Raw genomic sequence first — 25,455 nt, forward strand, 5'->3', positions numbered from 1 at the left:
CTCAAGGATCCTTGCGGATTACTTGATCTTGCCTTCCTTGTACAGGACGTGCTTGCGCACGACCGGATCGTACTTCAGGAATTCCATCTTCCCGGGGGTGTTCTTCTTGTTCTTGTCCGTCGTGTAGAAGTGGCCAGTGTTGGCCGTCGAAATCAGACGGATCTTATCGCGCTTGCCTGCCATGATCGTTTACTCCTCAGACCTTTTCGCCGCGCGAACGCAGCTCAGCCAGAACGGAGTCGATACCGTTCTTGTCGATGGTGCGCAGGGCATGCGCGGAAACACGAAGCTTGACCCAGCGGTTTTCGCTGGCCACCCAGAAGCGGCGCTCGTGCAGGTTGGGCAGGAAACGACGACGGGTCTTGTTGTTGGCGTGCGAGACGTTGTTACCCGTCTGCACTCGCTTGCCGGAAACTTGGCATACGCGGGACATTGCGCACCTCGATGAAAGTAGTTGTCAGCCCATAGCCCGGGCGACGGCGGCCTCGACGGTTTCCCGCCACACGTCATGAGAATCAAAGGGTTACGCTGTCGAGGGCGGGCCGGATGACGTGTTCCCGGCCTCCGATCCAAAGGTTTTCTGGACACAGCGAGCCGCTCATTATGCCCGCTCAGCCCTGCTGGCGCAACCGAGGCCGGGCGCAACTCCCGGCCGGGTCGTTCAGGCCAGCACGGCGCGACGGGGCCGCCCGTTGGCCGGATTGCTGGCCGCGATCGGCTCACCGGAGGCCGGCACTGCCCGCTCCCGGCCCCAGGCGCGGATGTTCTCGATCTGCTCCGGGGCGGTGCGCGACAACGGCACCACGTTCTGGAAACTGCGCCGGAACAGCGCATCGGTGACCACCGCATCGCCTTTCAGGTAGGCCTCCTTGACCACCTCGCGGACCGCCGATTCCAGGTCCGAACCGGCAAAGCCCTCGGACAGCTCGACCAGCTCGTCGAGCAGGGCCGGCGCCAGTTCGCGCTGCTGCAGGCCACGGCGGGCGTAGATGCCGATGATGTCACGACGTTCCGGCGCGGTCGGCAGGTCGACGAAGAAGAGTTCATCGAACCGGCCCCGGCGCAGCAGTTCGGGCGGCAGCTTGGAGACATCGTTGGCGGTCGCCACCACGAACACGCGGGTACGGGCTTCCTGCAGCCAGTACAGGAACTGGCCGACCAGCCGGGTCGAGGTACCGCCATCGCCGCCCCCCGTGGCGCCGGCCAGGCCCTTCTCGATCTCGTCGATCCACAGCACGCAGGGCGCCACGTGATCGGCAGTGGCCAAGGCCTCTTTCAAGCGGCCTTCGCTCTGGCCCAGGTACTGGCCGTGGATGGTGGACAGGTCCAGCCGGTACAGTGGCAGCTGCCAGTCCTGGGCGATGGCCTTGGCCGACAGCGATTTGCCGCAGCCCGGCACGCCGACCAGCAGCACGCCACGCGGCGGCCGGATGCCGCGCTCGCGCAGGTCAGCGGTCAGCAGTGGCCGCTCGCGTGCCAGCCAGCTTTTGAGGCCGCCGAGGCCACCGACACTCAGGTCGCCGCCCCGTACCGGCACGCGCTCGATGCCGGAGATGTCGGCGAAGATCCGGTCCTTGGCGTGCATCAGCTCGACCAGATCATTCTTGTCGATACGGCCGTTGACCAGCAGCGTGGCGATGATGTTCTCCGCCTCCAGCCGCGAGATGCCGGCCAGGATGGCCGCTGCCTGGCGGATGTCGGCGTCGTCCCAGTCGATCTGGAACTGGCTGCGGTAAGGATCGATCTGCTCATGGATGATCGCCGCCATCTCGTCTTCGGTGGGCGGCGACAGCACCAGCGACATGCCCAGGCGCTGCAACTGACCGAACACCGGCTTGCTGGTGACCACGACCAGCGAGCCGCCATGGTCGGCCGCCAGCATCGCCACGTCGATCAGTTGCCGGGCCGACGGCGTGTCGTCCTCCAGGTCGGACACCTCGGTCAATACGAAACTGAGGTTCTGCCGCTGTGCCATCTGCTGGCTGGCGAAGTCGACCGCACCGATCACCGAGCGGTCTTCGTTGACGATCCGCCCGGTCGCCAGTTCGCGCGTCCCCTGCGACAAGGTGTGCACGTAAAACGGTGCACTCAGCGCACCGGCCACGTCACGCAGGATGTCCAGCACCCGCGCACGTTCGGTGCTGCGGATGGAGATGAAGGGCACGCGCGCTTTCAGGTAGCGGGTCAGCGTGGCGTGGAACTCGCGGGTATCGCTCATGGGGTCAGATCATCAAGGTTCGCCGGCGCCCCGGCAGGGCGGGAACATCGGCAGGTGCAGCAGAAGGGAGTGACGGCGGCGCGGTGGCATCCAGCGCGGCCGGCCGGTAGTGGCACAGGCTGTTGTAGCGCACCGCGCGCAGGGTGCGGTCGCAGCGTTGGGCGCGTGCGTTGGCGTCCAGGTCGGCCTGCATCCTGGCGGTGATGCGGACCAGTTCCTCGCGCAGGAAGGCGCGCAGCGATTCGGGCAGCGTCGCCAGCGAAGCCAGCTGATGCAGCACGCTGAAATGCCGACGCGCATCCAGCAGTGCCCGGACCAGGGTCACCTCATCGGCGCGTTCACCCAGGTTGCGCTGCAGGCGACTGCTGCACTGCTTCAGGCGCAGATCGAGCAGCATGGCGATCCGGTCGGTGAACAGCTGCGCCACGCCGGGGGTCCAGTCCAGCCGGCCTGCCGCCATGGCCGCGAGCGCCTCGGCTTCGCGGCCACCGTCGCTGAACGCATCCAGGACCTGGCTCCATTCGGCGTAGGTCCGCGGAACCGGCAGGGTCATCCGTGCGAGGCACGCTTGCGGCGGACGAAACCGGTCATCGGCAACAGGTCCCAGCCAGGCAGGGCACCGGCGAGCGCATCCGGCGCGGCAACGGCGACCGGCGGGGGGGCCGGGGTCGCCACCGCTGCATCGTTCAACGGCGGTGGAACGGCGTCATGGACCGGCAGCGGTGGCGGCACGGCGGAAGCATCGAGCAGGGAACGGGTCATGGTCGGGCCTCAGGCGGTGGCGGCAAGGATGCGGCGGGTGTTGTCATGGCCGCCAAGAGTGAACTGTTCGGGCGTGATCGACTCCAGCAGCGCGGTCAACTCGGCGGCCTGTGCGTCGCGCCCGGCCAGGTCCCGCCGCACTTCCACGACTTCGGCCATGCAGGCCTTGAGCGCATTCTGCAGTTGCTCGCGCTGCCGCGTGAAGTCGGCGCGGACCGTTTCGCGGGTCTTTTCCAGATTCTTGTAGGCCATGCCGACCCACAGCAGCATCAGCGCGGCGATCACCATGCCGATGACGTTGCCCAAGGTCATCACCAGCAGCAGGACACCCAGCACCAGCACCGCCCAGTGCTGGAAGCGCAGCTTCACACCGGCCAATGCCTGCGCGAGCCCGGTGTCGACGTGCTCGTTGAGCGAGGTCTCCAACGCAGCCTGGTTGCTGCCATCGCGGGTGCTGCCCTGCCAGGCATCCAGTGTGACCTCCACCTCGGTCGGGATCGCCTGGCGGATGCTGGCGGTGAGGTCGTGGTGCGCTTCCAGAATCCAGCTGCGCGACTGCGCGGTGGCAAACCGCTGGGTGGCGCGCGAGGCCTGCGAGGTTTCCGGATGCATCGCGGCGTTGGTGAGCAGCTGGGTGAAACTGATGCGGTGTTCCAGCGCCGGGTCCTGCAGCTGGAAGCGGCGATCGGCCGCAGGGCGGTCGCCGTTCTCATCGATGATCAGCTTGCACAGGGCCTCATCGCGGCGCAGCGGGAGCTCGTCGGCATCGAAATGCGAGACCAGCTTGGTCAGCAGCGCATCCACGTCGGCGGCCAGTCCGGCCGTGGCGCGTACGTCACCGCTGAACACGCTCTGGAAGTGCCGGGTGACGGCCGCGTGGGTCGCCGTGGCGTTGAGCGAGTCCTGCAGGGCCGGCCAGGTCGGGCTGAAGCGCTGCAGGTGCGGATAGCGGGCGCTGTCGTCGCCATTGGGCGTCTTGGAGCGCAGCGCGTCGATCCACTGGCTGCGCTGGGCCTCTACGAAGCCGGCCCGCTGGGCCAGTTCCTCGATCCATTCATTGGTGCGGGCCACGCAGATGCGGGCGGTATCCACGCCGAACACACCGCCGGCGATCGCATCGATCAGCACCACGGTCTGGCGGTCGAGTTCCACCGGATTCTGCATGCCCAGGTAACGGTCCATCCACTGCTGGGCGGCCGACAGACGGCCGGCGCGGCGGCTGACGAGGGAGAACAGCAGGCTGGTTTTCTCGTCATCGCGACGGATCGCCTCGGCCAGCGCACGCTGCGCCAGATCCTGCTGGTCGTTGAGCCACGCCGCCAGCGCCACCAGTGCCGGGGCCAGCCAGTAACCGGGTGCAGCGAGCATGAGGTTCTCGCTGGCGGCACGGATGGTGTCCTGCCGGACCAGGCTGATATCGGCCGCCTGCAGGATGCCGGTGGTCTGGCGGCGCACTTCGGCGTAGTGGCCGAAACGGTTCTCCAGCGCCTGGCGGATCTTCACCTGGCGGGTTTCGGCCAGCGACAGCTCCTTGGCTTTCAGGTCCGCCGCCACGAAATCCATGAACGCCTTTTCCAGGCGGGCCAGTTCGCTGCGGGTGGCGCCCACATCGCTCTGGATCGCGTGGGCCCGGGTATGCAGGGCGTCCAGGTCCTGCCCCAGCGAGCGCAGGCTGCTGTTGATCGCGGACAGGTCCGCCATGTGGATGATGCGTTGTGTGCTCATGTCGTTCCTTCGATGACGGCGGTCTGGCCGGAGTCGCTGACGGTGACCATCCGCTTCGCGTACACCTCGATGAAGGCGTAGGACGGATGCAGGGCCAGCGTGCGTGCCCGTTCGAGCGTTAGCGGCAGCGGGTGGCCGATCTTGAAGTGCTCGCTGATCTGCCCGGTCAGGTCCAGCGTATGGACCTCATACGGGTGCCCCAGCATGCAGCGGCTGACGATGCCGAGCAGACGGTCCTCCAGGGCGATCTCACCGAGCTCCGCCTCGACCAGTTGCTTCAGCGCGGCCACTGCGTCGCGATCGTGCACGTGGCCGCCCACATCGACCCGGGTCATGGCCTGTACGTACGCAGGCGAGCGCTTCTGCCGGAGCCGGCTGTCGAGCGAGGCCGCGCTCAGTGTGGTGGTACGTGCCTGTGAGCGCGTGGCGACAGACAGGCCAGCGGTGGCGGCCTCCTTGCCGAACAACAGATTGCGAGCCATTCCCTGCTTCCTGCGACACCGCGAGCGCGGCCGTTCCGTGGCGGAAAGTAGCAGAGATGCGGTGCTGTTCCAATGCGATGGGGCCGTCACTGGCGGCTGCGTTAGGCTGGGTGCCCGAGAAGGACAGCCCTGCATGAGGATCCCCGCCATGACCCGGCGTTCCGTGTTCCCGACGCGCCACCCATGAAGCTGCTCGCCCTGACCTACGGCACCGAAGGCGACACGCGCCCGTTGGTGATGCTCTGCCATGGCCTGATCACCGCGGGCCATGACGTGCTGTTGCTGGCCGAGCGCGGCACGCTGGATACCGCGCGCGAGCTGGGCGTGCCGCATGCCGCGCTGGAGGGGGACATCCATGACGAGGTGGTGGCCCTGGTCTCGCGTGGCAACGCCCGGCTGGCCGCCTCGCGGGGGCTGACGCGGATGGCGCAACGTCATGTGCCCGGCTGGATGCGCCAGGCCGATGCCGCTGCCGCCGGGTGCGATGCGGTGCTGACCGGCGGGCTGGCCGCCTTCGTCGGCCTGACCGTGGCCGAGCACCACGGGCTGCCGGTGATCGGTACCGGGATGATCCCGCTGACCCCGACCGCCGGCTTCCCCTCCCCGTTCCTGCCACGGCTGCGCTTGCCCGGCGTGCTCAACCGGCTCAGCTACACCCTGGTCAACCAGACGGTATGGCGCACCTTCCGCCGCCCGATCAACGCCGCGCGAGCGGCACTGGGCATGCCGCGGCGCGCCTCACCCTGGCGGGATCTGCCGATGCTGTACGGCATTTCGCCCAGTTTGCTTCCCCCGCCGCCGGACTGGCCGGACAACCACCGGATCTGCGGCCAGTGGCGCGCGCCCGAACGTGGCTGGCAACCGCCGCCGGATCTGCAGGCCTTTCTGGATGACGGCCCCGCCCCGGTCTACCTCGGCTTCGGCAGCATGACCGGCTTCGATCGCGACCACGTGCTGCCCGCGCTGCTGGCGGCGTTGGCGCCGCGCCGGGTCCTGCTGTTCCCGGGCTGGGCCGGGCTGCCCAGCGCCCCGTTGCCACCCAGCGTATTCGTGATCGGGCCGACCCCGCATGAGGCGTTGTTCCCACGCTGCGCGCTGATCATCCATCACGGTGGCAGCGGCACCACGCATTCGGCCTGCCGGGCCGGGGTGCCGTCGCTGGTGATGCCGTTCGCCGCGGACCAGTTCTTCTGGGCGGACCGGCTGCGCGAGCTGGGCGTGGCACCGGCAGCGTTGTCGCCGAAGCGCCTGGACGCCGGGACCCTGCAGCGGGCGATCGCCTTTGCAGAACGTGCCGATACCCGTGCCCGCGCCGCCGCGCTGGGTCACGCGATGACGGCCGAGAACGGCGTCAGCACTGGCGTCGCTGCCATCGAGGCGTGGTTGTCACCTCGATAGCAGCGGCGGCACGGTGCGCGGCGGCTTCCGTGCCACCTTCCAAGTGACCCGACCAACGGCCGGGTGCTACCGGGTAACCGGTGCAGCGTCGTCCTTGCGATGCAACCACCGATACAGCACCGGCAACACCAGCAAGGTCAGCAGCGTGGACGAGACGATGCCGCCGATCACCACGGTCGCCAGCGGACGTTGCACTTCCGAGCCGGCGCCGACGTTGAACGCCATCGGCACGAAGCCGAGCGAGGCCACCAGCGCGGTCATCAGTACCGGGCGCAGACGGCCCAGCGCTCCCTCGCGCACCGCCTGCGGCAAGGGCATCCCCTGCTCGCGCAGGCTGCGCACGAAACTGATCATCACCAGGCCATTGAGCACCGCCACACCGGACAGCGCGATGAAGCCCACACCGGCCGAGATCGACAGCGGAATGCCACGCAGGGCCAGCGCGAGTACGCCGCCGGTGAGCGCCAGCGGCACGCCACTGAACACGATCGCCGCATCCTTGACCGAGCCGAACGCCCAGAACAGCAGCGCGAAGATGATCGCCAGCGTCACCGGCACCACGATCGACAGGCGCTGGCTGGCCGAGATCAGCTGCTCGAAACTGCCGCCGTACTCGATCCAGTAGCCGTTGGGCACCTGCACATCGCGCCCGATCGCCTGCTGCAGGTCACCCACGAAGCCGCCGAGATCGCGGTCGCGTACGTTGGCGGTGACCACGATCCGGCGCTTGCCGTTCTCGCGGTTGATCTGGTTCGGCCCTTCGCTGTTGCTCAAGGTTGCCAGCTCACGCAGCGGCACGGTGCGTGCACTGCCGCTGGTCCAGCTGCCGGTGCGGCTGGACTCGTCGGCGTCATCGGCCAGTGCCGTCTCCAGCGACACCGGCAGGTCCGCCAGCGCGGCCGGGTCCTGGCGCAGCGCTTCAGGCAGGCGCACCACGATGTCGAAACGACGGTCGCCTTCGAACAACTGCCCTGCCACCTGGCCGCCCACCGCGGTGGCCACGGTCGACTGCACCTGGCCCGGGTTCAAGCCATACCCGGCCAACGCGGTACGGTTCGGGGTGACGGTCAGCAACGGCAGGCCGCTGGTCTCCTCCACCCGTACGTCGGCCGCGCCCGGTACGGTGCCGGCCACCGCCGCGATGCGCTTGCCGACCGACAGCAGCGTGTCCAGATCATCCCCGAACAGCATCACCGCCACGTCGGCACGCACGCCGGAGATCAGCTCGTTGGTGCGCATCTGGATCGGCTGGGTGAACTCGTAGTTGTTGCCGGGCAGCTGCTCGACCGCTTCCTCCAGTTCGGCCAGCAGCGCCGCACGCGTTTTGCGTGGGTCCGGCCAGGCCTTGCGCGGCTTCATCATGATGAAGGTATCGGCGACCGAGGGCGGCATCGGATCGGAGGCGACTTCCGGCGTGCCGATCTTGGAAAACACCTTCTCGACCTCGGCGAACTGCACCAGCCGGTTCTCGATCTGCTTCTGCATCTCGATGGACTGGGTCAGGCTGGTCCCGGGGATGCGCATGGCGTGCATGGCGACATCGCCTTCGTCCAGGTTCGGCACGAACTCGCTGCCCAGCCGCGTGGCCAGCAGGCCACAGCCGACCACCAGCACCAGCGCGCCAGCGACCATCCAGCGGCCGCGCCGCAGCGCGAAGGCGAGCATCGGCGCATAGCGTCGGCGCACCCAGGCCATCAGGCGGTTTTCCTTCTCCTGCACGCGGCCGCCGAGGAACAGCGCGATCGCGGCGGGGACGAAGGTCAACGCGAGCACCATCGCACCGGTCAGGGCCAGCACGACGGTGATGGCCATCGGGTGGAACATTTTTCCTTCCACGCCGGTGAGCGCGAAGATCGGCAGGTACACCGCAGTGATGATGCCCAGCCCGAACAAGCTGGGGCGGATCACTTCGGCGGTGGCGCTGGCGGTTTCGGCGAAGCGTTCCTCGCGGGTCATGTCGCGGCCGAGCATGTGCTGGCGTTCGCCGAAGCGGCGCAGGCAGTTCTCGATGATGATCACCGCACCGTCGACGATCAGGCCGAAGTCCAGCGCACCCAGGCTCATCAGGTTGGCCGACACACCCCCACGGGCCATGCCGGTCAGCGTGAACAGCATCGCCAGTGGAATCACCGCGGCGGTGATCAGCGCCGCACGGAAATTGCCGAGCAGCAGGAACAGCACCACGATCACCAGCAGCGCGCCTTCGATCAGGTTCTTGGCCACCGTCTCGATGGTGCGGTCGACCAGCGCGGTGCGGTCGTAGCTGGCGGTGACCGTGACGCCCTCGGGCAGGCTGGCCTGTGCCTGCTGCAGGCGCGCCGCCGCGGCCTGGGCGACATCGCGGCTGTTGGCGCCGATCAGCATCACCACCGTGCCCATCACTACTTCATGGCCGTTCTGCGTGGCCGCGCCACTGCGCAGCTCCGGCCCGTCCTGGACCTGGGCCACATCGTGCACGTGGATTGGCACGCCTTCGCGGCGGGCCAGCACGATGTTGCCGATCTCCTCCAGATTGGCGACCTGCCCGGGGATACGCACCAGGAACTGCTGGCCGTTGCGTTCGATATAGCCGGCACCGACGTTCTGGTTGTTGGTTTCCACCGCCTGCGCGACATCTTCCAACGTGAAGCCCAGCGCGCGCAGCCGTGCCGGATCCGGGGTGATGTGCACCTGGCGCTGGAAGCCACCGATGGTGTTGACTTCGGTCACGCCGGGCACGTTGCGCAGCTGCGGGCGGATCACCCAATCCTGCAGCGTGCGCAGGTCGGTGGCGGTGTACGCCGTGCCATCGGCCTTGCGCGCCTTGGGATCGGCGTCGATGGTGTACATGAAGATCTCGCCGAGCCCGGTGGAGATGGGTCCCAGCTGCGGATCCAGTCCCTCCGGGATCTGCGACTTGACCTGCTGCAGGCGCTCGGCGACCTGCTGCCGGGCGAAGTAGATGTCGGTGCCGTCCTTGAACACCACGGTCACCTGCGAGAGCCCGTAGCGTGAGAGCGAGCGGGCCTGCTGCACACGCGGGAGGCCCGCCATAACCGTTTCCACCGGATAGGTGATGCGCTGCTCGGTCTCCAGCGGCGAATAGCCGGGCGCGGCGGTGTTGATCTGCACCTGGACGTTGGTGATGTCCGGGGTGGCGTCGATCGGCAGCTTGGTGAAACTCCAAATGCCTACAGCCACCATACCCATGGTCAGGGCCATCATGAGCCAGCGAAGGGCGATTGAGGCGCCCAAGATGCGTTCAAGCATGACGGCGTCCTCCGTTGGCGTGCGGTGGCGACGCGAGGTCAATGTTCATGCGATGCCCCTGCCTTGCCGATGTCGGCCTTGACCAGGTAGCTCTGCTCGACCACCACTTCTTCGCCGAGGGTCAGGCCATCGAGCACTTCCACCTTGCCGGCATCGCGCGCACCGAGCGTGACCGCACGCGCGGTGTAGGTCTCGCCTTCGCGCACGAACACCACCTCCTTGCCGTCCATCGTCTGCAGCGCGCTCAGCGGCACTACCTGCGCCGCCGGCGTGGTGGCGACCACAATGCGGGCCTTCACGGCGGCACCGGGCCGCCATTGGCCGTCGTCGTTGCGCAGCGTGGCACGGGCGACCGTGCTCTGGCTGGCGGTGGCGGTACCAGGCAGCACGCGCTCCAGCGTGGTGGCCTGGCTGACGCCGTCGGTCATGCGCGACACGGTGACGGGCACGCCGGCGGTGATGTGCTGCGTGTCGTTGCCGAAGATATGCAGGTCCACCCACAACGTGGACAGATCACCGATCTCGAACAAGGGCATGCCCTCACCGGCCACCCCACCGACCTGTGCCTGGCGCGCAAGCACCACGCCACCGATCGGTGCCGTCACGGTGTAGGTCGTCAGGCTCAGGTTGCTCTCGATGCTGGCCAGCACCTGGCCGGCGCGCACGCGGTCGCCGACATTGGCGCGCAGCGAGCGGATCGGCCCGGGGAAGCGCGCCGTCACCTGCGCGACGCGGCCATCGACCGGGGTCAGCAGGCCCTGCACGTCGTGTTCATCGGCAATAGTGCCGGCAGCTACCGCGGCCAAGCGGATTCCAGCCTGTTCGGCCATGGGTGCGGGGATGATGGTTCTTTCCGTAGCGACTTTGTCATCCGTGTCGCCATCGCTTTGGTTGGTTTCGCTGTTGGTCGGGATGGCGGCCGGGGTGTCCTTGCCGCAGCTGGCCAACACCAACACGGCCAACAACAGGCTGGCGGCCAATACGGTCCGGGAGGCGAATACGGTCATGGGCGATCCTCCGCTAACACGGTTCGGCCGTCGGTAGCGGCAAGCATGCTCTGGCCGGACAGGCGCTGGATTTCGATCAATGCGATCTGTGCGGCGACCGCCACCTGCAGCTGGCGCTGGCCGGCATCGATGCGCATCGCCTGCAGCTGCGCCCATTCCATGTAGCTGATCGCGCCGGCTCGCCAAGCCTTCTCGGCGGCATTCTCGGCGCGCTTGAGCTGGGGCAGTACGTCACGCCCCATGCGGGTGACTTCCAGCCGCGAGGTCAGGTAGCGACCATGCGCTTCAGCGAGTGTGGCGTACAGCTGCAGCGCGCGCGCGTCGCGCTCCACGCTGTTGAGCGCCAGTTCGGCCTCGGCCGCGCGGATCTCCGGATCGGCACGGCGCACACTGCCCAGCGGCACGCTGAAACCGGCTACTAAGGAGGTATCGCGGGTGTCGCGGCTGTTGCGCACACCCACCTGCCAGCTGAAGTCGGGTCGTGCCTGGGTTCGGGCCAGCTTTACTTGCGCTTCGCGGATGCGGCGCTCACCGGCCAGCACCGCCAGCTCCGGGGTGCGCTGTAGTTCGTCGGCGAGCACGGCGAAGTCCTGCAGCGCGGGCATCTGCATTGGATCGCCGGTGACCACGTCGAAGCCTGGCTCGCGCTGACGCCACAACGCTGACAAGGCGCCGCGTGCGGACTGGTCCATCTGGTGGGCGCGGTCGCGGTCCAGTTCGGCCTGGGCCAACATGGCCTGGGCCGTCATCAGCACCGACTCCGGGGAGGCGCCGGCCTGCAGCCGCAGCCGCGCGGCGGCGACGGCGCGCTTGCGCTGCTCGATATCGGTCTCGGCGAGGCTCAGCTGCTGGCGCGCGTCGGTTACCGCCAGGTACCGGCGTGCGACTTCGGCCATCAGGTCCAGCCTCGCGATTTCGCGCTGCGGAGCCAAGTTGTCAATGTTAGCTAGGACCACAGCACGGCGGGCGTCCAGTTTGCCGACGCGTTCAAGTACGCCGGCCAAGGTGACCGTCAGCTGGGCGGCCTTAAAGCTTCTGTTGCCACCGGTCCCCAACGCGTTTTCAAGTCCCATGCCAACAGTGAGTGGCGGGCGCAGGCCCGCCGCGTCGCCGCGTGCTTCCCAGAGCGGGCGCTGCGCGTCGACCAAGAGCAGGTCGGGGTGATGTTGAGCTACGCGCGCGAGCGCGTCATCGAGGGTCAACGGGGCGGGCGTAACCGTGCCCTGCGCATGGGCGCACGGCACGAACGCGAAGGCAGCCAAGGCAGCCAGGCGCATCCACATGGGCAATCTCCAGATAGCGGTTTTGATGGCAAACGACGGCGCGTGGCCGCATGGCATCAGATCGCTATCGGAGGACGCAGCAGGTTCTCGGGCGGCTGGGTGCGCAGCTGCGCGACCAACCCGGCAGGCACGCCGTGGCTGGGCGCGGTGGGCAGGCTCCAGGCCATCGCGGCCATCGGCAGCACGCCGCCATGGCCATGGCAGTGGCCGCAATGCACCAGGGCATGCAGCCAGTCTTCGTTGCCGTCGACGTCGCTGGAGGCAACGCCAGCCGTGTCATCGGCAGTGCCGTGCAGCTCGCTGCTGTCGGCGTGCATGGTCAGGTGGATATCGGCCAGGGCCGAGGCCAGCGAGCTGCCGAACACGCCCATACCCACCACCACCAGCATCAGCAGGCGGAGCAGCAGGGACGGACGCGGGCGGGCACGACGGAACATGGCCCACAGGGTAGCCGGGCGTGAAGCCGTTACACAATCGCAGCCGGGCACGTTGGTTCACGTTGGTCGGGGCCGACACGGCAGCCGGCCCCGGCGCGGCTCAGCTGGCCGCGGCCTTGCGCTGGGCGATGAAGGCCTGGATCTGCGCCTCCAGCACCGGCAGCGGCACCGAGCCCTGGCTGAGCACGGCGTCGTGGAAGGCCTTGACGTCGAAGCGGTCACCCAGCTCCTGCTCGGCCTGCGCACGCAGGCGCACGATCGCGATCTCGCCGAGCTTGTAGCTCAGCGCCTGGCCCGGCCAGGAGATGTAGCGGTCCACTTCGGTAGTCACTTCATGCTCGCTCAGCGCGGTGTGATCGCGCAGGTAAGACAGCGCCTGCTCGCGGGTCCACCCCTTGTGGTGCACGCCGGTATCGATCACCAGGCGCGCGGCACGCCACATCTCGTAGGTCAGGCGGCCGAAATCCTCGTACGGGGTTTCATAGATGCCCATTTCCACGCCGAGCTTTTCGCAGTACAGGCCCCAGCCCTCGCCGTAGGCGGAGATGTAGTTGTTACGACGGAACGCCGGCTGCTCGCCCTGTTCTGCCGCCAGTGCGCCCTGCAGTGCATGGCCCGGGTCGGACTCGTGCAGGGTCAGCGCCGGGAGGTTGTACAGCGGTCGCGCCGGCAGGTTGTAGGTGTTGAGCCAGTAGGTGCCCATGCCACCGCGGCCGGCGGTCCAGAACGGGGCGATATCCGGCGGCACCGGCACGATGGTGAAGCGCGCACGCGGCAGGGTCATGTACTTGCCGATCACCCCGTCCACCCGCTTGGAGATCCAGGCCGCGCGGTGCAGCAGCTCGTCCGGGGTCTTGGCGTAGAACTGCGGGTCGGTGCGCAGGAAGGTCAGGAACTCGGCGAAGCTGCCCTTGAACTCGACCTGCTTGATGATGCCGTCCATTTCGGCCTGGATGCGCGCGACTTCCTTCAGGCCGATCTCATGGATCTGCTGCGGGGTCAGGTCCAGCGTGGTGTATTCGTGGATCTGCTGCTTGTAGTACGCCTTGCCGCCGGGCATCGCCTCGGCCGCCAGGGTAGTGCGCGCCTGTGGCACGTACTCGCTGACGAAGAAGGTACGCAGTTTGCCGAAGGCCGGCACCACGCTGCCGCCGATCGCCTGGCGGACCTGTTCCTGCAGTTGCGCCTGTTCGGCGACCGGGATGCTGGCCGGCAGTTTCTTGAACGGTGCATACAGCGGCGACTGGGTCGGATCTTTCAGTTCGGAGACGGTGGCGATCGAGACCTCGCGGCCATCGAGCACCGCGCGCGGCACGCTGAAGCCGCGCTTGAGGCCGGCGCGCATGTTCTCGGTCTGCTGGTCGAAGTAGCGCGGCACATCGTTCAGGCGTGCGATGTAGTTGCGGTAGTCCTGCGCGGTCTTCATCTCGCGCCGGGCCATGAAGGACAGGTTGGACCAGAACGAAGAGTCCGCGTTGAACGGCATTTCGTAAGCGCGCAGACGTACGTCGGCGGCCAGGTTGAACACCTGGTCGCGGTAGATCGCGTAGTTGATGCGGTTCTCGGCCGAGAGCGCCTGGGTGTCGACCTTGTCGAGCTGGGCCAGGACGTCGTCCCAGACTTTCAACCGGCCCTGCTGCGCGGCCGCGCCGACATCGGGCATACGGGTCGCGTTGGCCGGGCCATCGCCGTCTTCGCTGGCCTCGCCACCGCCGGCTTCACGCCACGCCCATTCCTTCTCGTAGATGGCGCGGAACCGCGCATCGGCGGGGCTTTCAGTGGCCAGGCTGGCCGGTGCGGCCGCCGGAGCGACGGGAGGCGCGGCCAAGGCGGCTCCGGCAGGAAGGGCCAGGGCGAGCAGCAACGCAGCAACGAGCGGTGATTTCACGGTCAGGGGTTCCCGAGGGACGGCAAACCCCGATCATGGCACCAAGCCGGTGGGCGGTGCATGGATCAAAGGTCCTGCTCCGCTGCGCGGGCCGGACCCTAATGGCTGGCCTTGTCCCGCCTCCAGCCGCGGTGCGCGATATCCAGCTTCAGGCTGTACAGCGCGGTGAACGCCGGGAACAGGTTCTGCAGCACGCCCACCGAGTCCTGCTTGGCCGAGAACAGGAAGTAGCTCAGCGTCATCAGGCTGCCGACCACGCTCATGTACCAGAACAGGCGCGGGATCACGGGCTTGCCGGCGCGGCGCGAGGCGATGAACTGGACCAGCCAGCGGCCGCCGAACATCAGCGCACCGGTGTAGCCGATCAGCTTCCAGCCGGTGACATGCAGGCCGGTCCAGTACAGCCAGGTCAATGGCTGGTCGAGCCAGTGCAGTTCCATCAGCGTTCTTCCACGGCAGTGCGCTTGCTGCGCGTGATCAGCCAGGCCACGCCGCGCAGGTCGCGGATGCCGACCAGCGCACGGCCGAGGTTGTTGTACTTGGACACGCCCGCGGTGCGGTGCCGGTGATTGACCGGCACGCTGAGGGTCGTCCAGCCGGCGCGCTGCATCAGCGCGGGCAGGTAGCGGTGCATGTGGTCGAAATACGGCAGGTCAAGGAACGCCGCACGCTCGAACAGCTTGATTCCGCAGCCGGTGTCCGGGGTATCGTCGCGCAGCATGCGCGCGCGGATCGCATTGGCCCACTTGCTGGCCCAGCGCTTGCTGCCCGAATCCTGGCGGTGCACGCGCCACCCGGCGAACAGCTTGACCTCGGCGGCGGCGGCGGCACGCGCGGCGAGCAGCTTGGGAATATCGGCCGGGTCGTTCTGGCCGTCACCGTCCAGGGTCGCGATCCACGACGCGCGGGCGTGCTTGACGCCGTTGCGCACCGCGGTGCTCTGCCCGCTCTGGGTGACGTGGTGCAGCACCCGCAGCTCGGGCGTACGGGCCTTCAGGGCCTGCAGGACCGCCAGGGTATCGTCGCGCGAATGGTCGTCGACGTAGACGATTTCGAAATCGACCTGCCCGCGCAGCGCGGTGGTGATCTCGTTGATCAGGGGCGTGACGTTGTCGCGTTCATTGAAGACCGGGACGACGACCGACAACTGGGGTTGGCTCATGGTCGGGCTCTGCGAATGGCCAGGATCGAAAAAGAGCGCGCATTTTCCGCACCCGAGGTTATCCGAAGATGAATCGCCGCGTGTGTGTCAGGCGTGATCGCCGAAATAATCGCGGCACCAGGCCACCACCGGGGGCAGACCGCGCTCGATCGGCATCGCCGGCTCATAGCCGAACGCGTCATGCGCGCGCGTGGTGTCGGCCATGGTGCGGACCATGTCGCCCGGCTGCATCGGCTTGTAGACCTTCTGCGCCGGGCGGCCGGCGGCCGCTTCGATGACCCCGATGAAGTGCTCCAGCTCGACCGGCGTGTGGTTGCCGAGGTTGAACACCCGGTGCGGCACCGTTTCGCTGGACGGATGCGCCAGCGCGCCGAGGATGCCATCCACGATGTCGGAGACATGTGTGAAGTCGCGCTGCATTTTTCCGTCGTTGAACACGTCGATCGGGCGGCCGGCCAGGACCGCGCGCGAGAACAGCAGCGGTGCCATGTCCGGGCGGCCCCACGGGCCGTACACGGTGAAGAAGCGCAGGCCGGTGGCGTGCAGGCCGTACAGCTGAGCGTAGGTGTAGGCCATCAGCTCGTTGGCGGCCTTGGTCGCGGCGTACAGCGAGCGTGGCTTGTCGATGCGCTGGTCTTCGGAGAACGGCGGGGTGGCCGAATCGCCGTACACCGAGCTGCTCGAGGCATACACCAGATGCGCCACGCCGCGATGGCGGCACAGCTCCAGCATGTTGACGAAGCCGATCAGGTTGCTGTCGACGTAGGCATGCGGATTCTCCAGCGAGTAACGCACGCCGGCCTGCGCGGCCAGGTGGATCACCCGGGTCGGCTGGACCTCGTCGAACAGCGCGGCCAGGCCGTCGCGGTCGGTCAGGTCGAGTACCCGGATATCGGCATCCGGACACAGCGCGGCCACCCGATCGCGCTTGATCTGCGGGTCGTAGTAGTCGTTGTAGTTGTCCAGCCCAACCACCGTTTCACCGGCATCGAGCAGCGCGCGGACCGTGTTGGTCCCAATGAAGCCGGCAGCGCCGGTGACGAGGATGGTCATCGCAGTAATCCTGGAAATACGGGTAACAGCATAGCGGTGCGGTAGGTCACTCAGAACAGGCCGAAGCGCTTCCTGGCAACGTTGACCCGGCCCGGTTCGATGATGTCGCTGACGCCCTTGGCATCGAAGCGATCCAGCAGGGCGTCGCTGCCCTTCTTCAACTTCAGCGCCATTTCTTCGGGGTAAAGCGGCACCAGCGACATGAACACGATGGTCTTTTCAGCGTCGATCACCAGGTGGCCGAAGTCTTCCGGGGCGTTTACCGGCGGCAGCACGATCACACCGTCGAAACCGACGCCCGGTGCGTAGGGCGCGGGAGGATCGAAGTTGGGAATGGTGTGGCCAAACCCCAGCCAGGTGTCGAACTTGTGCGGCAGCCGCGCCATCATCTTCAGGAGGCGGATCGGCCAGTAGTGGCGCTCGTCCTCGAGGTCGGCCTGTTGCAACGGGCAGTCGGCCGGCAGGGTCACCATCAGTTCCATGTACCGCGGCGCGTCGACGTCGTCGGACAGCGTCATCGGCAGGTCACTCATGCCTGATGTGACCAGCCGCAGATGCGGGAACTCATCGGTGGCCGGCACCACGTGCACGTCAATGTGCACGGCGTCGGACACGATTTCATGGAACACGCTCGCGACCGGGCCAAGATGCCGTTCGATATGCGCGCTGATCTGTTCGATGCACACCTCACCAACCGCCGGCGCGAAGTCGCGGGGCCGGGTGTGGGTCAACATCGGACTGCCGCCAGGGCTGACTTCGTCGTAGGTATCGCTCATGCGTCACTCCTTGTGGGCCACCACCGGCTGCCCGGAAGCCGTCACCACAACGTGAGCGGTGCTTCCCTGGCCAGGGTGGCCTTGCGTTCCTTGCTGAAATTCCACCACGGGCGCGGTGCCTCGCCCTGCATGAAGCGCACGATCGACAGGAACACGTCGATCACGCACGGGTCATGCATCACGCCGGTGCGCAGGCATAGCTGCGCGTACATGTCATAGGCATCGCGGCCGCGCAGGTGCGCGGGCACACGGATGCCGATCAGACGCAGATCTTTCTCACAGGCCGGCCCGACATTCGGCAGGTCGGTCAGACGCAACAGATGGTTGCGGTCGACCTTGGCAGGGTTCATTGCGGGGGGATGATCCTCGTGCGCCGGTGGGGGACTCAGCCCTTCTGTGCGCGAAGTCGGTCGAGCACGCCGTCCAGCGTGTCCAGGTCGGTGTAATGGATGATCAGCTTGCCCTTGCCGCCGCGGCCGTGGTTGATCGCCACGCGGGCGCCCAGCGACTCGGACAGTTCGGTTTCCAGCGAGGCGATATCGGCCTGCGGTGCGCTGGCGGCCGGCTTCTTGCGCAGTGCGCCGGGGACCTTGCCGGCAGCGAACTGCTGTGCGCGGTGTTCCACTTCACGCACCGACCAGCCCTGGTCTGCCGCTTCCTGGGCCAGCTTGCTGGCCAGTTCCGGCGCCAGCGTCAGCAGCGCGCGGGCATGGCCCATTTCCAACCGGCGGGTTTCCAGCAGCAGGCGGATCGCGATCGGCAGCTCCAGCAGGCGCAGCAGGTTGGACACCGCCGCGCGCGAGCGGCCGACGGCCTGGGCGGCCTCGGCATGGGTCAGCGCGAATTCGCTGATCAGCCGCTGCAGGGCTTCGGCTTCTTCAAGCGGGTTGAGGTCTTCACGCTGGATGTTCTCGATCAGCGCCATCGCGATGACGGTGCGGTCTTCCAGCTCGCGCACCACCACCGGCACTTCGTCCAGTCCAGCCAGCTGGGAAGCGCGCCAGCGGCGTTCGCCGGCCACGATCTCGAAGCTGTCCGCGCCGAGCTGGCGGACCAGGATCGGCTGGATCACACCCTGCGCCTTGATCGACTCGGCCAGCTCGGCGAGCTTGGTCTCGTCCATGTCGCGGCGCGGCTGGTACTTGCCCGGTTGCAGATGACCGACCGGCAGCTTGCGCAGGAGTTCACCCGGCTGCGGTTCGACCACGGCCGCTGCCTGCACCTGCGTCACCGCCCCCTTGGGTCCCAACAGCGCATCGAGGCCACGGCCGAGGCCGCGTTTCTTGCCGAGGGCAGGCTTGGTGCTCATCAGGCGGTCTCCATAGCCTTGTCGGCCTTCTTGCGTTGGTTGTTGCGACGGATGATCTCGCCGGCCAGGCCGAGATAGGCAACGCCACCGCGCGAGGCACGGTCGTACCCGACGATGCTCTGGCCATGGCTGGGCGCCTCGGCCAGGCGCACGTTGCGCGGCACGATGGTGCGGAACACCTGCTCGCCGAAATGCTCGGTCAGCTCGGCCGACACGGCATTGGCCAGGTTGTTGCGCACGTCAAACATGGTGCGCAGCACGCCCTCGATCTCCAGCGCGGGATTGAGGTTGGCGCGCAGCGCTTCGATGGTTTCCACCAGTGCGCTCAGGCCTTCCAGCGCGTAGTACTCGCACTGCATCGGCACGATCACCGAGTCGGCGGCGGCCAGCGCGTTGAGCGTCAGCAGCGACAGCGCCGGCGGGCAGTCGATCAGGATGTAGTCGTATTCGTCGCGGATCGGGGCCAGCGCGCGCTTGAGGCGCTGCTCGCGCTCGCTCTGGTCCATCAGCTGGATCTCGGCGGCGGTCAGGTCGATGTTGCCCGGGAGCAGGTCGAAACCTTCCGGCGTCTTGACCCGCACCTCGGCCGCGGTGCTTTCGCCCAGCAGCAGATCACAGGTGGACGCGGCGACTTCGCGCTTGTCCACGCCGCTGCCCATGGTCGCATTGCCTTGGGAATCGAGGTCGACAAGAAGCACGCGCTTGGGTGCAGCAGCCAGGGAAGCGGCCAGATTGACGGCGGTCGTGGTCTTGCCGACGCCACCTTTCTGGTTGGCGATGGCGATGATGCGGGCCATGCGGGTGAGCCTCATCGGCAGGGAGTGGGACTGGTCATTATGCGTATATGGGGCGTGTCATGCACTGTGAGATGCACGGCAGGCACGCGCTGCAATACCGCAGCGGCCCCTGCCGGGACGTCGGCGGGGCGGCATGGGGCCAGCGCGGAAAGGGGTCGGGACGACCGTGGGGCGGGCGCTGCGGTGGCGGACGTCACCGGCTCACGGGCCGGTGACCACCACCAGATGGCGCTCGCCGGTCAGCCCGGGGACGCTCAGCGGCATGACCTTCTCCACCGACCAGCCGGCCGGCAGTTGCGCGATCTCGTCGTGCGGGTACACGCCTTTCATGGCCAGCAGGCGGCCACCCGGGCGCAGCAGATGCCCACCGACCCGGATGATCCCGGCCAGGGTGTCCATCGCGCGGGCGGTCAGGTGGTCATAGGCCGCCGGTTCGGCCAGCGCCTCGGCGCGCGACTCGGCCACGCGGGCGTTGCCCAGGCCCAGCTGGCGGACGGCCTCGCGCATGAAGCGGGCCTTCTTGCCGTTGCTTTCGACCAGGGTCACCTGCAGTTGCGGGCGCGCGATGGCCAGCGGGATGCCCGGCAGCCCGGGGCCGGTGCCCAGGTCGGCCAGGGTGCCGGTTTCCAGGTGCGGTTGCATCGCCAGCGAATCGAGCAGATGGCGGGTCACCATCTCCAGCGGGTCGCGGATCGCGGTGAGGTTGTAGGTGCGGTTCCAGCGGTCCAGCAGGGTCAGGTAGGTCAGCAGCGGCGGTGCCAGCGCGGCGTCCAGCTGCATGGCGGCCAGGCCGCGCTCAAGCGCGTCGGCCACGCCGGCGGGGAGGGTGTGTTCGTTCATGGCGGCATTATCGCAGGTCGGTAGCGCCGACCGTTGGTCGGCTCCCCCTCTCACATCGCATGCCAGGCCAGCGCCGCGCGGAAATCATCGGCCGCCTGCCACTCATGCAGGTGCCAGCGCTCGGCCGGCCCCAGTTCGGGGTCGCACCAGGCCAGGTGCAGGCCGCCATCGATGCCCGGCGCGAGCTGCAGCCGGTGCAGGCCGAAGGAGATGCCCTGCCCCTGCGCCTTGAGCAGCGCCTCCTTGGCACACCACACCCGGAAGAACCAGTGGTTGCGGGCGTCCTCGTCCAGCGATTCCAGCCAGGCGATCTCGCCCGGGTGGAAGAAGCGCTGCACGATCTCCAGCATCCGTGGGCGCGGGCGCAGGGGTTCCAGGTCCACGCCGAGCCGCACCCGTTCGCCCATCGCGACCAGCAGCAGGCCGTGGCTGTGACTCCACCCGGTGCCTACATGGGCCAACGGGCCATGCAGCTCCGGGCGGCCGCGCGGGTCGCGCTGCAGCGGCAGGTCCTCCGGCGCCCCGCCCAGCTGCTCGGCCAGCAGCACCCGGGCCTGGGGCTCGCCCCGGGTGCCTGGCACATGCGGCAGGCGCCAGACCGTGACCGGGCCGAAGCGCCAAGGGCCGTCCAGGGTGGCCGGCAGGGTCATGCCACGGCCCCGCCATCGCGGCTGCACGACGACTTCACGGGGTGTGCCGTCAACTGCACAGGTCGCAACCGCACAGAGGGAGTCAACGCTATGGGCATCATCATCTGGTTGATCGTCGGCGGCATCGTGGGCTGGCTTGCCAGCATCATCATGAAGCGGGACGCGCAGCAAGGCATCATCCTCAACATCGTGGTCGGCATCGTCGGCGCATTGCTGGCCGGTTGGCTGTTCGGCGGTGGCATCAATGAAGCGATCACCATCCGCACGTTCCTGTTCTCGTTGATCGGCGCAGTGATCCTGCTTGCGATCGTGAATCTGTTTACGCGTCGAAGCGTCCGGTAACGAGCGCACGCATACCGCTGGATCGACAAGGCCCGGCACTGCCGGGCCTTGTCGTTTCCGCGGTCAGCCCAACTGCACCCACGCCGGCACATGGTCGCTGGGGCGCTCCCAGGTACGCGGCTCGCGATCGATGCCCGAGGCCAGCGCGCGCGCCTTGAGCGCGTCGGAGACCAGGGTCAGGTCGATGCGCAGGCCCAGGTTGCGGCGGAACCCGGCGGCACGGTAATCCCACCAGCTGAACACGCCTTCTTCCTCGCTGTGCAGGCGGAAGGCATCGTGCAGGCCCAGCTGCAGCAGCTTGTTCAGGGCGCCGCGCTCGGCGGTGGAGGTCAGGATGTGGTTCTCGTTCCAGACCAGCGGGTCGTGCACGTCGCGGGCATCGGGGGCGATGTTGAAGTCGCCCATCACCACCAGCTCCGGGTACCTGGCCAGCTCGGCCTCGACCCAGGCATGCACGGCCTCCAGCCAGCGCAGCTTGTAGGCGTACTTGTCGGTGCCGACATCCTGCCCGTTGACCACGTACAGGTTGATGATGCGGACGCCGTTGACGGTGCCGGCGATGACGCGCTTCTGCTCATCCTCGAAGCCGGGAATGCCGATCTGCACGTCCTGCGCCGGCTCACGCGAGAGCAGCGCGACGCCGTTGTAGGTCTTCTGCCCGGCAAACACGCTGCGGTAGCCCAGCCCGGCCAGCACCGCGTCGGGGAACTTGTGGTCCTCCATCTTGGTTTCCTGGATGCCGACCACGTCCGGCGCGAACGCCGTGAGCCATTGTTCCAGGTGCGGCAGGCGCACGTTGAGCGAGTTGACGTTCCAGGAGGCGATTTTCATGCGGGCATTCTACCTGTGGAGCGTGCGTCGGGCGGCAGCCGCTACCGGACCATCGCCTTCACCATCCCGGCAATCTTCGAATACGGCGGCTTGAGCAGATCACTGGCCGCCCAGCGCGACTGCCACAGGATCGGCAGCTGCTTGCTCATCGCATCGAAGCCGGCGCGCGCGTGATACGCGCCCATGCCACTCGGGCCGACGCCGCCGAACGGCAGGCCATTCACCGCGAAATGCAGCAGGGTGTCGTTGACGGTGACGCCGCCGGCCACCACCTGCGCCAGCACCCGCTCGACCTGTGCGCGTTCGTGACTGAAAACGTACAGTGCCAGCGGGCGGTCGCGTGACTGCACCCCGGCGATCGCGGCATCCAGATCAGGATAGGCGCAGACCGGCAGGATCGGGCCGAAGATCTCCTCGCGCATCAAGGCCAGATCCGGCGGCGGATCCAGCACGATGGTCGGGACGATCAGCCGTTCGCGGTGGGCACGTTCGGGATCGATGGTGGCCAGTTCGATCACCGGCACCCCGCGCGCGCGGGCTTCCTCGAGGTAGCCACGCAGGCGCTGGTACTGGCCCTCGTGGATGATCCGGGTGTAATCAGCGGCGTCGCTGAAATCGCCGTAGCGCGCCTGCACCTGCGTCTGCAGCTGCTGCACCAGTTCGCGCTGGCGATGGCCGTCGATCAGCACGTAGTCCGGGGCGATGCAGGTCTGGCCGGCATTGAAGAATTTTCCGGTGGCCAGGCGCGCGGCGGCCTTCTCCAGCGGGTAATCGCTGCAGACGATGGCCGGGGATTTACCGCCGAGTTCCAGCGTCAGCGGGGTCAGGTGCGCCGCGGCAGCCGCCATGACCTTGCGGCCGATGGCGGTGGAGCCGGTGAACACCAGGTGGTCCAACGGCGCGCCGGCCAGGGCGCTGGCCAGGTCCCCATCGCCCTGCACGACGGCCACGCGGTCCGCAGGGAACACCTCCGCCAGCAGCGACTGCAGGAATGCGCTGGTGCGCGGCGTGTGCTCGGATGGCTTGAGGATGACGTGGTTGCCGGCGGCGATCGCGGTCGCCAGTGGAATCAGGGCCAGGTTGACCGGGTAGTTCCAGGGGGAGATCACCCCGACCACGCCCAGTGGCACCGGCCGGGTCTGCGCGCGCGCCGGCCAGAACCGCCAACCGACGCCGACCCGGCGCGGACGCATCCAGCCGCGCAGGTGGCTGCACAGGTGATCGATGTCGCCGAGCACGGTCATGCCATCGGCGATCAGTGATTCGTGGGTGGAGCGGTGGCCGAAATCAGCGGAGATCGCTGCCGCCATCTCGGGCAGGCGCGCCTTCAGCGCAGCACGCAGGCGCTGCAGGTCGTCTCGACGCTGCTCCAGCGCCGGGCGGTTGGCCTGCCAGGCGGTACGCAGGGTCTGCAGGATCGCGGCGAGCGCCGCAGGATCGGTGGGGGCATCGCTCATGGGCCGACTATAGCCGCACAGAACGTGATGATCGGTAGTGCCGGCCAGCGGCCGGCACTACCCGACAAACAAAAGGGCCGCGATTCGCATCGCGGCCCCTCCGTCATACCGCGGCGACCACCGTTACTTGGTGATGTCCACGTCCTTGGTTTCATGCAGGAACAGGCCACCGACCACGACCGTCATCAACGCGATGATGATCGGGTACCACAGGCCGTAGTAGAGGTTGCCGGTACCGGCCACCAGCGCGAAGGAAATCGCCGGCAGGAAGCCACCGAACCAGCCGTTGCCGATGTGGTACGGCAGCGACATCGAGGTGTAGCGGATGCGGGTCGGGAACAGCTCGACCAGGTAGGCGGCGATCGGGCCGTAGACCATGGTCACGTACAGCACCAGCAGCCACAGCATGAAGATCGTGCCGGGGATGTTGATGCGTGCACCATCCGCCTTGGCCGGGTAGCCGGCGGCGGTCAGTGCACCCTTCAGCTCGCCACCGAAGGCATCGCCCTTGGCCTTGAGCTCGTCCTTGGTCAGGCCGGCGGCCTCGTAGGACGTCACGGCGGTACTGCCCACGTTGACCGTCGCCAGGGTACCGGCCGGGGCCGGCTTCACGTCGTAGGGCACACCGGCCTTGGTCAGGGCCGCGGTGGCCACGTCGCAGGAGCTGGTGAACTTGCGCAGGCCGACCGGATCGAACTGGAACGAGCAGGTGTTCGGATCGGCATTGACCAGCGCCGGCGAGTTGGTGCGGGCTTCTTCGATGGCCGGGTTGGCGAAGTGGGTCAGGCCCTTGAAGATCGGGATGTAGGTGATCGCGGCCAGCAGGCAGCCAGCGAGGATGATCTTCTTGCGGCCGATACGGTCGGACAGCCAGCCGAAGAAGATGAAGAACGGCACGCCCAGCGCAAGGGCCGCGGCGATCAGCAGGTAGGAGGTGGTCGCATCGACCTTGAGCATGCTGCTCAGGAAGAACAGCGCGTAGAACTGGCCGCCGTACCAGACCACCGCCTGGCCAGCCGCGGCACCGAGCAGGACCAGCAGCATCAGCTTGAGGTTGCCGTCCTTGAGGCTGTCACGGAACGGGGTCTTGGAGCCCTTGCCCTCGGCCTTCATCTGCTGGAACAGCGGGGACTCGCTCAGCTGCAGGCGGATCCACACCGAGATGCCCAGCAGCACGATCGAGACCAGGAAAGGAATGCGCCAGCCCCAGGCTTCGAACGCTTCATTGCCCAGGAAGTAGCGGCAGGCCAGGATGATCAGCAGCGACATGAACAGGCCCAGCGTCGCGGTGCACTGGATGAAGCTGGTGTACAGGCCACGCTTGTCGGCCGGTGCATGCTCGGCGACGTAGGTCGCGGCACCGCCGTATTCGCCACCCATCGCCAGGCCCTGGGCCAGGCGCAGGATGATCAGGATCACCGGGGCGGCGAAACCGATCGAGGCGTAGTTGGGCAGCACGCCGACCAGGAAGGTCGAGATGCCCATGATCAGGATCGTGACCAGGAAGGTGTACTTGCGGCCGATGCGGTCGCCGAGGCTGCCGAAGAAGGCCGCGCCGAACGGGCGCACGAAGAAGCCGGCCGCGAACGCCAGCAGGGCGAAGATCATGCCGGTGGTTTCATTGACACCGCTGAAGAACTGCTTGGCGATGATCGCGGCGAGCGAGCCGTACAGGAAGAAGTCGTACCACTCGAAGACGGTACCCAGGCTGGACGCGAAGATGACCTTCTTGTGTCCCTGGGTAAGTTGGGCTTTCGCCGGTGCAGGTGTTGTTGACATGGGACGCTTC

25 protein-coding genes and 1 pseudogene are annotated in these 25,455 nt (G+C 67.5%); 2 read left to right on the plus strand and 24 right to left on the minus strand.

The genetic code is table 11. The features are described 5' to 3' along the window. Window positions 1-18: 18 nt before the first annotated feature. From rpmG to AC07WC_RS14625, 7 genes are all read right to left on the minus strand, one after another. On the minus strand, window positions 19-186 hold the full coding sequence (rpmG, locus tag AC07WC_RS14595) for a 50S ribosomal protein L33 (RefSeq protein WP_172407465.1): 168 nt from the start codon (window positions 184-186) through the stop codon (window positions 19-21). Window positions 187-196: 10 nt separating this feature from the next. Beyond that, complete coding sequence (rpmB, locus tag AC07WC_RS14600) at window positions 197-433, minus strand: 50S ribosomal protein L28 (protein WP_019185625.1); 237 nt, start codon at window positions 431-433, stop codon at window positions 197-199. Window positions 434-661: 228 nt separating this feature from the next. Next, a complete protein-coding gene (locus tag AC07WC_RS14605) occupies window positions 662-2,218 on the minus strand; it encodes an AAA family ATPase (RefSeq protein ID WP_495210637.1) in 1,557 nt (518 codons plus the stop codon). 4 nt (window positions 2,219-2,222) lie between these two features. Further along, on the minus strand, window positions 2,223-2,771 hold the full coding sequence (locus tag AC07WC_RS14610; protein WP_495210638.1) for a hypothetical protein: 549 nt from the start codon (window positions 2,769-2,771) through the stop codon (window positions 2,223-2,225). Then, a complete protein-coding gene (locus AC07WC_RS14615; RefSeq protein WP_421098761.1) occupies window positions 2,768-2,980 on the minus strand; it encodes a hypothetical protein in 213 nt (70 codons plus the stop codon). The genes AC07WC_RS14610 and AC07WC_RS14615 overlap by 4 nt, the downstream gene beginning before the upstream one ends. Before the next feature lie 9 nt (window positions 2,981-2,989). Then, the gene (locus tag AC07WC_RS14620) at window positions 2,990-4,705 is read right to left on the minus strand and encodes a hypothetical protein (protein WP_495210639.1); all 1,716 of its coding nucleotides are present in this window, start codon (window positions 4,703-4,705) and stop codon (window positions 2,990-2,992) included. Continuing rightward, window positions 4,702-5,187, minus strand: a complete 486-nt coding sequence (locus AC07WC_RS14625) for a hypothetical protein (protein ID WP_495210640.1) — start codon at window positions 5,185-5,187, stop codon at window positions 4,702-4,704. Before AC07WC_RS14625 ends, AC07WC_RS14620 begins: the two co-directional genes overlap by 4 nt. 183 nt (window positions 5,188-5,370) lie before the next feature. Between AC07WC_RS14625 and AC07WC_RS14630 the strand changes: the two genes are divergently transcribed. Continuing rightward, complete coding sequence (locus tag AC07WC_RS14630; RefSeq protein WP_495210641.1) at window positions 5,371-6,585, plus strand: glycosyltransferase; 1,215 nt, start codon at window positions 5,371-5,373, stop codon at window positions 6,583-6,585. A 66-nt stretch (window positions 6,586-6,651) separates the two neighbouring features. On the opposite strand, the gene AC07WC_RS14635 is transcribed toward AC07WC_RS14630, so the two are convergent. The 14 genes and pseudogenes from AC07WC_RS14635 to AC07WC_RS14700 form a co-directional block, all read right to left on the minus strand. Beyond that, window positions 6,652-9,834, minus strand: a complete 3,183-nt coding sequence (locus AC07WC_RS14635; RefSeq protein ID WP_495210642.1) for an efflux RND transporter permease subunit — start codon at window positions 9,832-9,834, stop codon at window positions 6,652-6,654. Between the two features lie 38 nt (window positions 9,835-9,872). After that, window positions 9,873-10,685: pseudogene (locus AC07WC_RS14640) on the minus strand (efflux RND transporter periplasmic adaptor subunit); the annotation flags it as partial. 152 nt (window positions 10,686-10,837) lie between these two features. Continuing rightward, window positions 10,838-12,124, minus strand: coding sequence for a TolC family protein (locus tag AC07WC_RS14645; protein WP_495210681.1), 1,287 nt, complete (start codon window positions 12,122-12,124; stop codon window positions 10,838-10,840). Window positions 12,125-12,180: 56 nt separating this feature from the next. Then, window positions 12,181-12,561: a DUF2946 family protein gene (locus tag AC07WC_RS14650; protein ID WP_495210643.1), complete on the minus strand. Its 381-nt coding sequence runs from the start codon at window positions 12,559-12,561 to the stop codon at window positions 12,181-12,183. Window positions 12,562-12,661: 100 nt separating this feature from the next. Further along, on the minus strand, window positions 12,662-14,449 hold the full coding sequence (locus AC07WC_RS14655; protein ID WP_495210644.1) for a DUF885 domain-containing protein: 1,788 nt from the start codon (window positions 14,447-14,449) through the stop codon (window positions 12,662-12,664). 98 nt (window positions 14,450-14,547) lie between these two features. Then, window positions 14,548-14,889 (minus strand): lipid-A-disaccharide synthase N-terminal domain-containing protein, encoded by a 342-nt coding sequence (locus AC07WC_RS14660; protein ID WP_495210645.1) that lies wholly within the window; start codon window positions 14,887-14,889, stop codon window positions 14,548-14,550. Beyond that, complete coding sequence (locus AC07WC_RS14665; RefSeq protein WP_495210646.1) at window positions 14,889-15,611, minus strand: glycosyltransferase family 2 protein; 723 nt, start codon at window positions 15,609-15,611, stop codon at window positions 14,889-14,891. The genes AC07WC_RS14660 and AC07WC_RS14665 overlap by 1 nt, the downstream gene beginning before the upstream one ends. Window positions 15,612-15,698: 87 nt before the next feature. Continuing rightward, the gene (locus tag AC07WC_RS14670) at window positions 15,699-16,664 is read right to left on the minus strand and encodes an NAD-dependent epimerase/dehydratase family protein (protein ID WP_495210647.1); all 966 of its coding nucleotides are present in this window, start codon (window positions 16,662-16,664) and stop codon (window positions 15,699-15,701) included. A 50-nt stretch (window positions 16,665-16,714) separates the two neighbouring features. Beyond that, on the minus strand, window positions 16,715-17,440 hold the full coding sequence (locus tag AC07WC_RS14675) for a suppressor of fused domain protein (RefSeq protein WP_495210648.1): 726 nt from the start codon (window positions 17,438-17,440) through the stop codon (window positions 16,715-16,717). 41 nt (window positions 17,441-17,481) lie between these two features. Then, on the minus strand, window positions 17,482-17,790 hold the full coding sequence (locus tag AC07WC_RS14680) for a helix-hairpin-helix domain-containing protein (RefSeq protein ID WP_495210649.1): 309 nt from the start codon (window positions 17,788-17,790) through the stop codon (window positions 17,482-17,484). A gap of 35 nt (window positions 17,791-17,825) precedes the next feature. Further along, complete coding sequence (locus tag AC07WC_RS14685; RefSeq protein ID WP_495210650.1) at window positions 17,826-18,749, minus strand: ParB/RepB/Spo0J family partition protein; 924 nt, start codon at window positions 18,747-18,749, stop codon at window positions 17,826-17,828. Further along, a complete protein-coding gene (locus AC07WC_RS14690) occupies window positions 18,749-19,546 on the minus strand; it encodes a ParA family protein (RefSeq protein ID WP_019185613.1) in 798 nt (265 codons plus the stop codon). The genes AC07WC_RS14685 and AC07WC_RS14690 overlap by 1 nt, the downstream gene beginning before the upstream one ends. 201 nt (window positions 19,547-19,747) lie before the next feature. Beyond that, window positions 19,748-20,386, minus strand: coding sequence for a 16S rRNA (guanine(527)-N(7))-methyltransferase RsmG (rsmG, locus tag AC07WC_RS14695; RefSeq protein WP_495210651.1), 639 nt, complete (start codon window positions 20,384-20,386; stop codon window positions 19,748-19,750). Window positions 20,387-20,436: 50 nt separating this feature from the next. Then, window positions 20,437-21,036 carry a 4'-phosphopantetheinyl transferase family protein gene (locus tag AC07WC_RS14700; protein WP_495210652.1) on the minus strand — a complete coding sequence of 200 codons (600 nt, stop codon included), beginning with the start codon at window positions 21,034-21,036 and terminating at the stop codon, window positions 20,437-20,439. A gap of 90 nt (window positions 21,037-21,126) precedes the next feature. Here AC07WC_RS14700 and AC07WC_RS14705 point away from each other — a divergent pair, with 90 nt between their 5' ends. Beyond that, entirely contained in the window at window positions 21,127-21,378 is a 252-nt protein-coding gene (locus tag AC07WC_RS14705; protein ID WP_070426235.1) for a GlsB/YeaQ/YmgE family stress response membrane protein, read from the plus strand. Between the two features lie 63 nt (window positions 21,379-21,441). Here AC07WC_RS14705 and xth read toward each other — a convergent pair whose 3' ends face one another. The 3 genes from xth to AC07WC_RS14720 all read right to left on the minus strand — a co-directional run bounded on the left by xth (window position 21,442) and on the right by AC07WC_RS14720 (window position 25,445). After that, complete coding sequence (xth, locus tag AC07WC_RS14710) at window positions 21,442-22,209, minus strand: exodeoxyribonuclease III (RefSeq protein ID WP_495210653.1); 768 nt, start codon at window positions 22,207-22,209, stop codon at window positions 21,442-21,444. A 41-nt stretch (window positions 22,210-22,250) separates the two neighbouring features. After that, the gene (locus AC07WC_RS14715; RefSeq protein ID WP_495210654.1) at window positions 22,251-23,666 is read right to left on the minus strand and encodes a coniferyl aldehyde dehydrogenase; all 1,416 of its coding nucleotides are present in this window, start codon (window positions 23,664-23,666) and stop codon (window positions 22,251-22,253) included. A gap of 123 nt (window positions 23,667-23,789) precedes the next feature. After that, a complete protein-coding gene (locus AC07WC_RS14720; RefSeq protein WP_495210655.1) occupies window positions 23,790-25,445 on the minus strand; it encodes an MFS transporter in 1,656 nt (551 codons plus the stop codon). Window positions 25,446-25,455: the final 10 nt, after the last annotated feature.

Source organism: Stenotrophomonas sp. GW821-FHT01H02A, assembly GCF_059422145.1.

Coding starts and splice junctions, on each gene's coding strand:
- rpmB (WP_019185625.1), bottom strand. CDS start 433: ATGTCCCGCGTATGCCAAGTTTCCGGCAAGCGAGTGCAGACGGGTAAC.
- AC07WC_RS14605 (WP_495210637.1), bottom strand. CDS start 2,218: ATGAGCGATACCCGCGAGTTCCACGCCACGCTGACCCGCTACCTGAAA.
- AC07WC_RS14610 (WP_495210638.1), bottom strand. CDS start 2,771: ATGACCCTGCCGGTTCCGCGGACCTACGCCGAATGGAGCCAGGTCCTG.
- AC07WC_RS14615 (WP_421098761.1), bottom strand. CDS start 2,980: ATGACCCGTTCCCTGCTCGATGCTTCCGCCGTGCCGCCACCGCTGCCG.
- AC07WC_RS14620 (WP_495210639.1), bottom strand. CDS start 4,705: ATGAGCACACAACGCATCATCCACATGGCGGACCTGTCCGCGATCAAC.
- AC07WC_RS14625 (WP_495210640.1), bottom strand. CDS start 5,187: ATGGCTCGCAATCTGTTGTTCGGCAAGGAGGCCGCCACCGCTGGCCTG.
- AC07WC_RS14630 (WP_495210641.1), top strand. CDS start 5,371: ATGAAGCTGCTCGCCCTGACCTACGGCACCGAAGGCGACACGCGCCCG.
- AC07WC_RS14635 (WP_495210642.1), bottom strand. CDS start 9,834: ATGCTTGAACGCATCTTGGGCGCCTCAATCGCCCTTCGCTGGCTCATG.
- AC07WC_RS14645 (WP_495210681.1), bottom strand. CDS start 12,124: ATGTGGATGCGCCTGGCTGCCTTGGCTGCCTTCGCGTTCGTGCCGTGC.
- AC07WC_RS14650 (WP_495210643.1), bottom strand. CDS start 12,561: ATGTTCCGTCGTGCCCGCCCGCGTCCGTCCCTGCTGCTCCGCCTGCTG.
- AC07WC_RS14660 (WP_495210645.1), bottom strand. CDS start 14,889: ATGGAACTGCACTGGCTCGACCAGCCATTGACCTGGCTGTACTGGACC.
- AC07WC_RS14665 (WP_495210646.1), bottom strand. CDS start 15,611: ATGAGCCAACCCCAGTTGTCGGTCGTCGTCCCGGTCTTCAATGAACGC.
- AC07WC_RS14670 (WP_495210647.1), bottom strand. CDS start 16,664: ATGACCATCCTCGTCACCGGCGCTGCCGGCTTCATTGGGACCAACACG.
- AC07WC_RS14675 (WP_495210648.1), bottom strand. CDS start 17,440: ATGAGCGATACCTACGACGAAGTCAGCCCTGGCGGCAGTCCGATGTTG.
- AC07WC_RS14680 (WP_495210649.1), bottom strand. CDS start 17,790: ATGAACCCTGCCAAGGTCGACCGCAACCATCTGTTGCGTCTGACCGAC.
- AC07WC_RS14685 (WP_495210650.1), bottom strand. CDS start 18,749: ATGAGCACCAAGCCTGCCCTCGGCAAGAAACGCGGCCTCGGCCGTGGC.
- AC07WC_RS14690 (WP_019185613.1), bottom strand. CDS start 19,546: ATGGCCCGCATCATCGCCATCGCCAACCAGAAAGGTGGCGTCGGCAAG.
- rsmG (WP_495210651.1), bottom strand. CDS start 20,386: ATGAACGAACACACCCTCCCCGCCGGCGTGGCCGACGCGCTTGAGCGC.
- AC07WC_RS14700 (WP_495210652.1), bottom strand. CDS start 21,036: ATGACCCTGCCGGCCACCCTGGACGGCCCTTGGCGCTTCGGCCCGGTC.
- AC07WC_RS14705 (WP_070426235.1), top strand. CDS start 21,127: ATGGGCATCATCATCTGGTTGATCGTCGGCGGCATCGTGGGCTGGCTT.
- xth (WP_495210653.1), bottom strand. CDS start 22,209: ATGAAAATCGCCTCCTGGAACGTCAACTCGCTCAACGTGCGCCTGCCG.
- AC07WC_RS14715 (WP_495210654.1), bottom strand. CDS start 23,666: ATGAGCGATGCCCCCACCGATCCTGCGGCGCTCGCCGCGATCCTGCAG.
- AC07WC_RS14720 (WP_495210655.1), bottom strand. CDS start 25,445: ATGTCAACAACACCTGCACCGGCGAAAGCCCAACTTACCCAGGGACAC.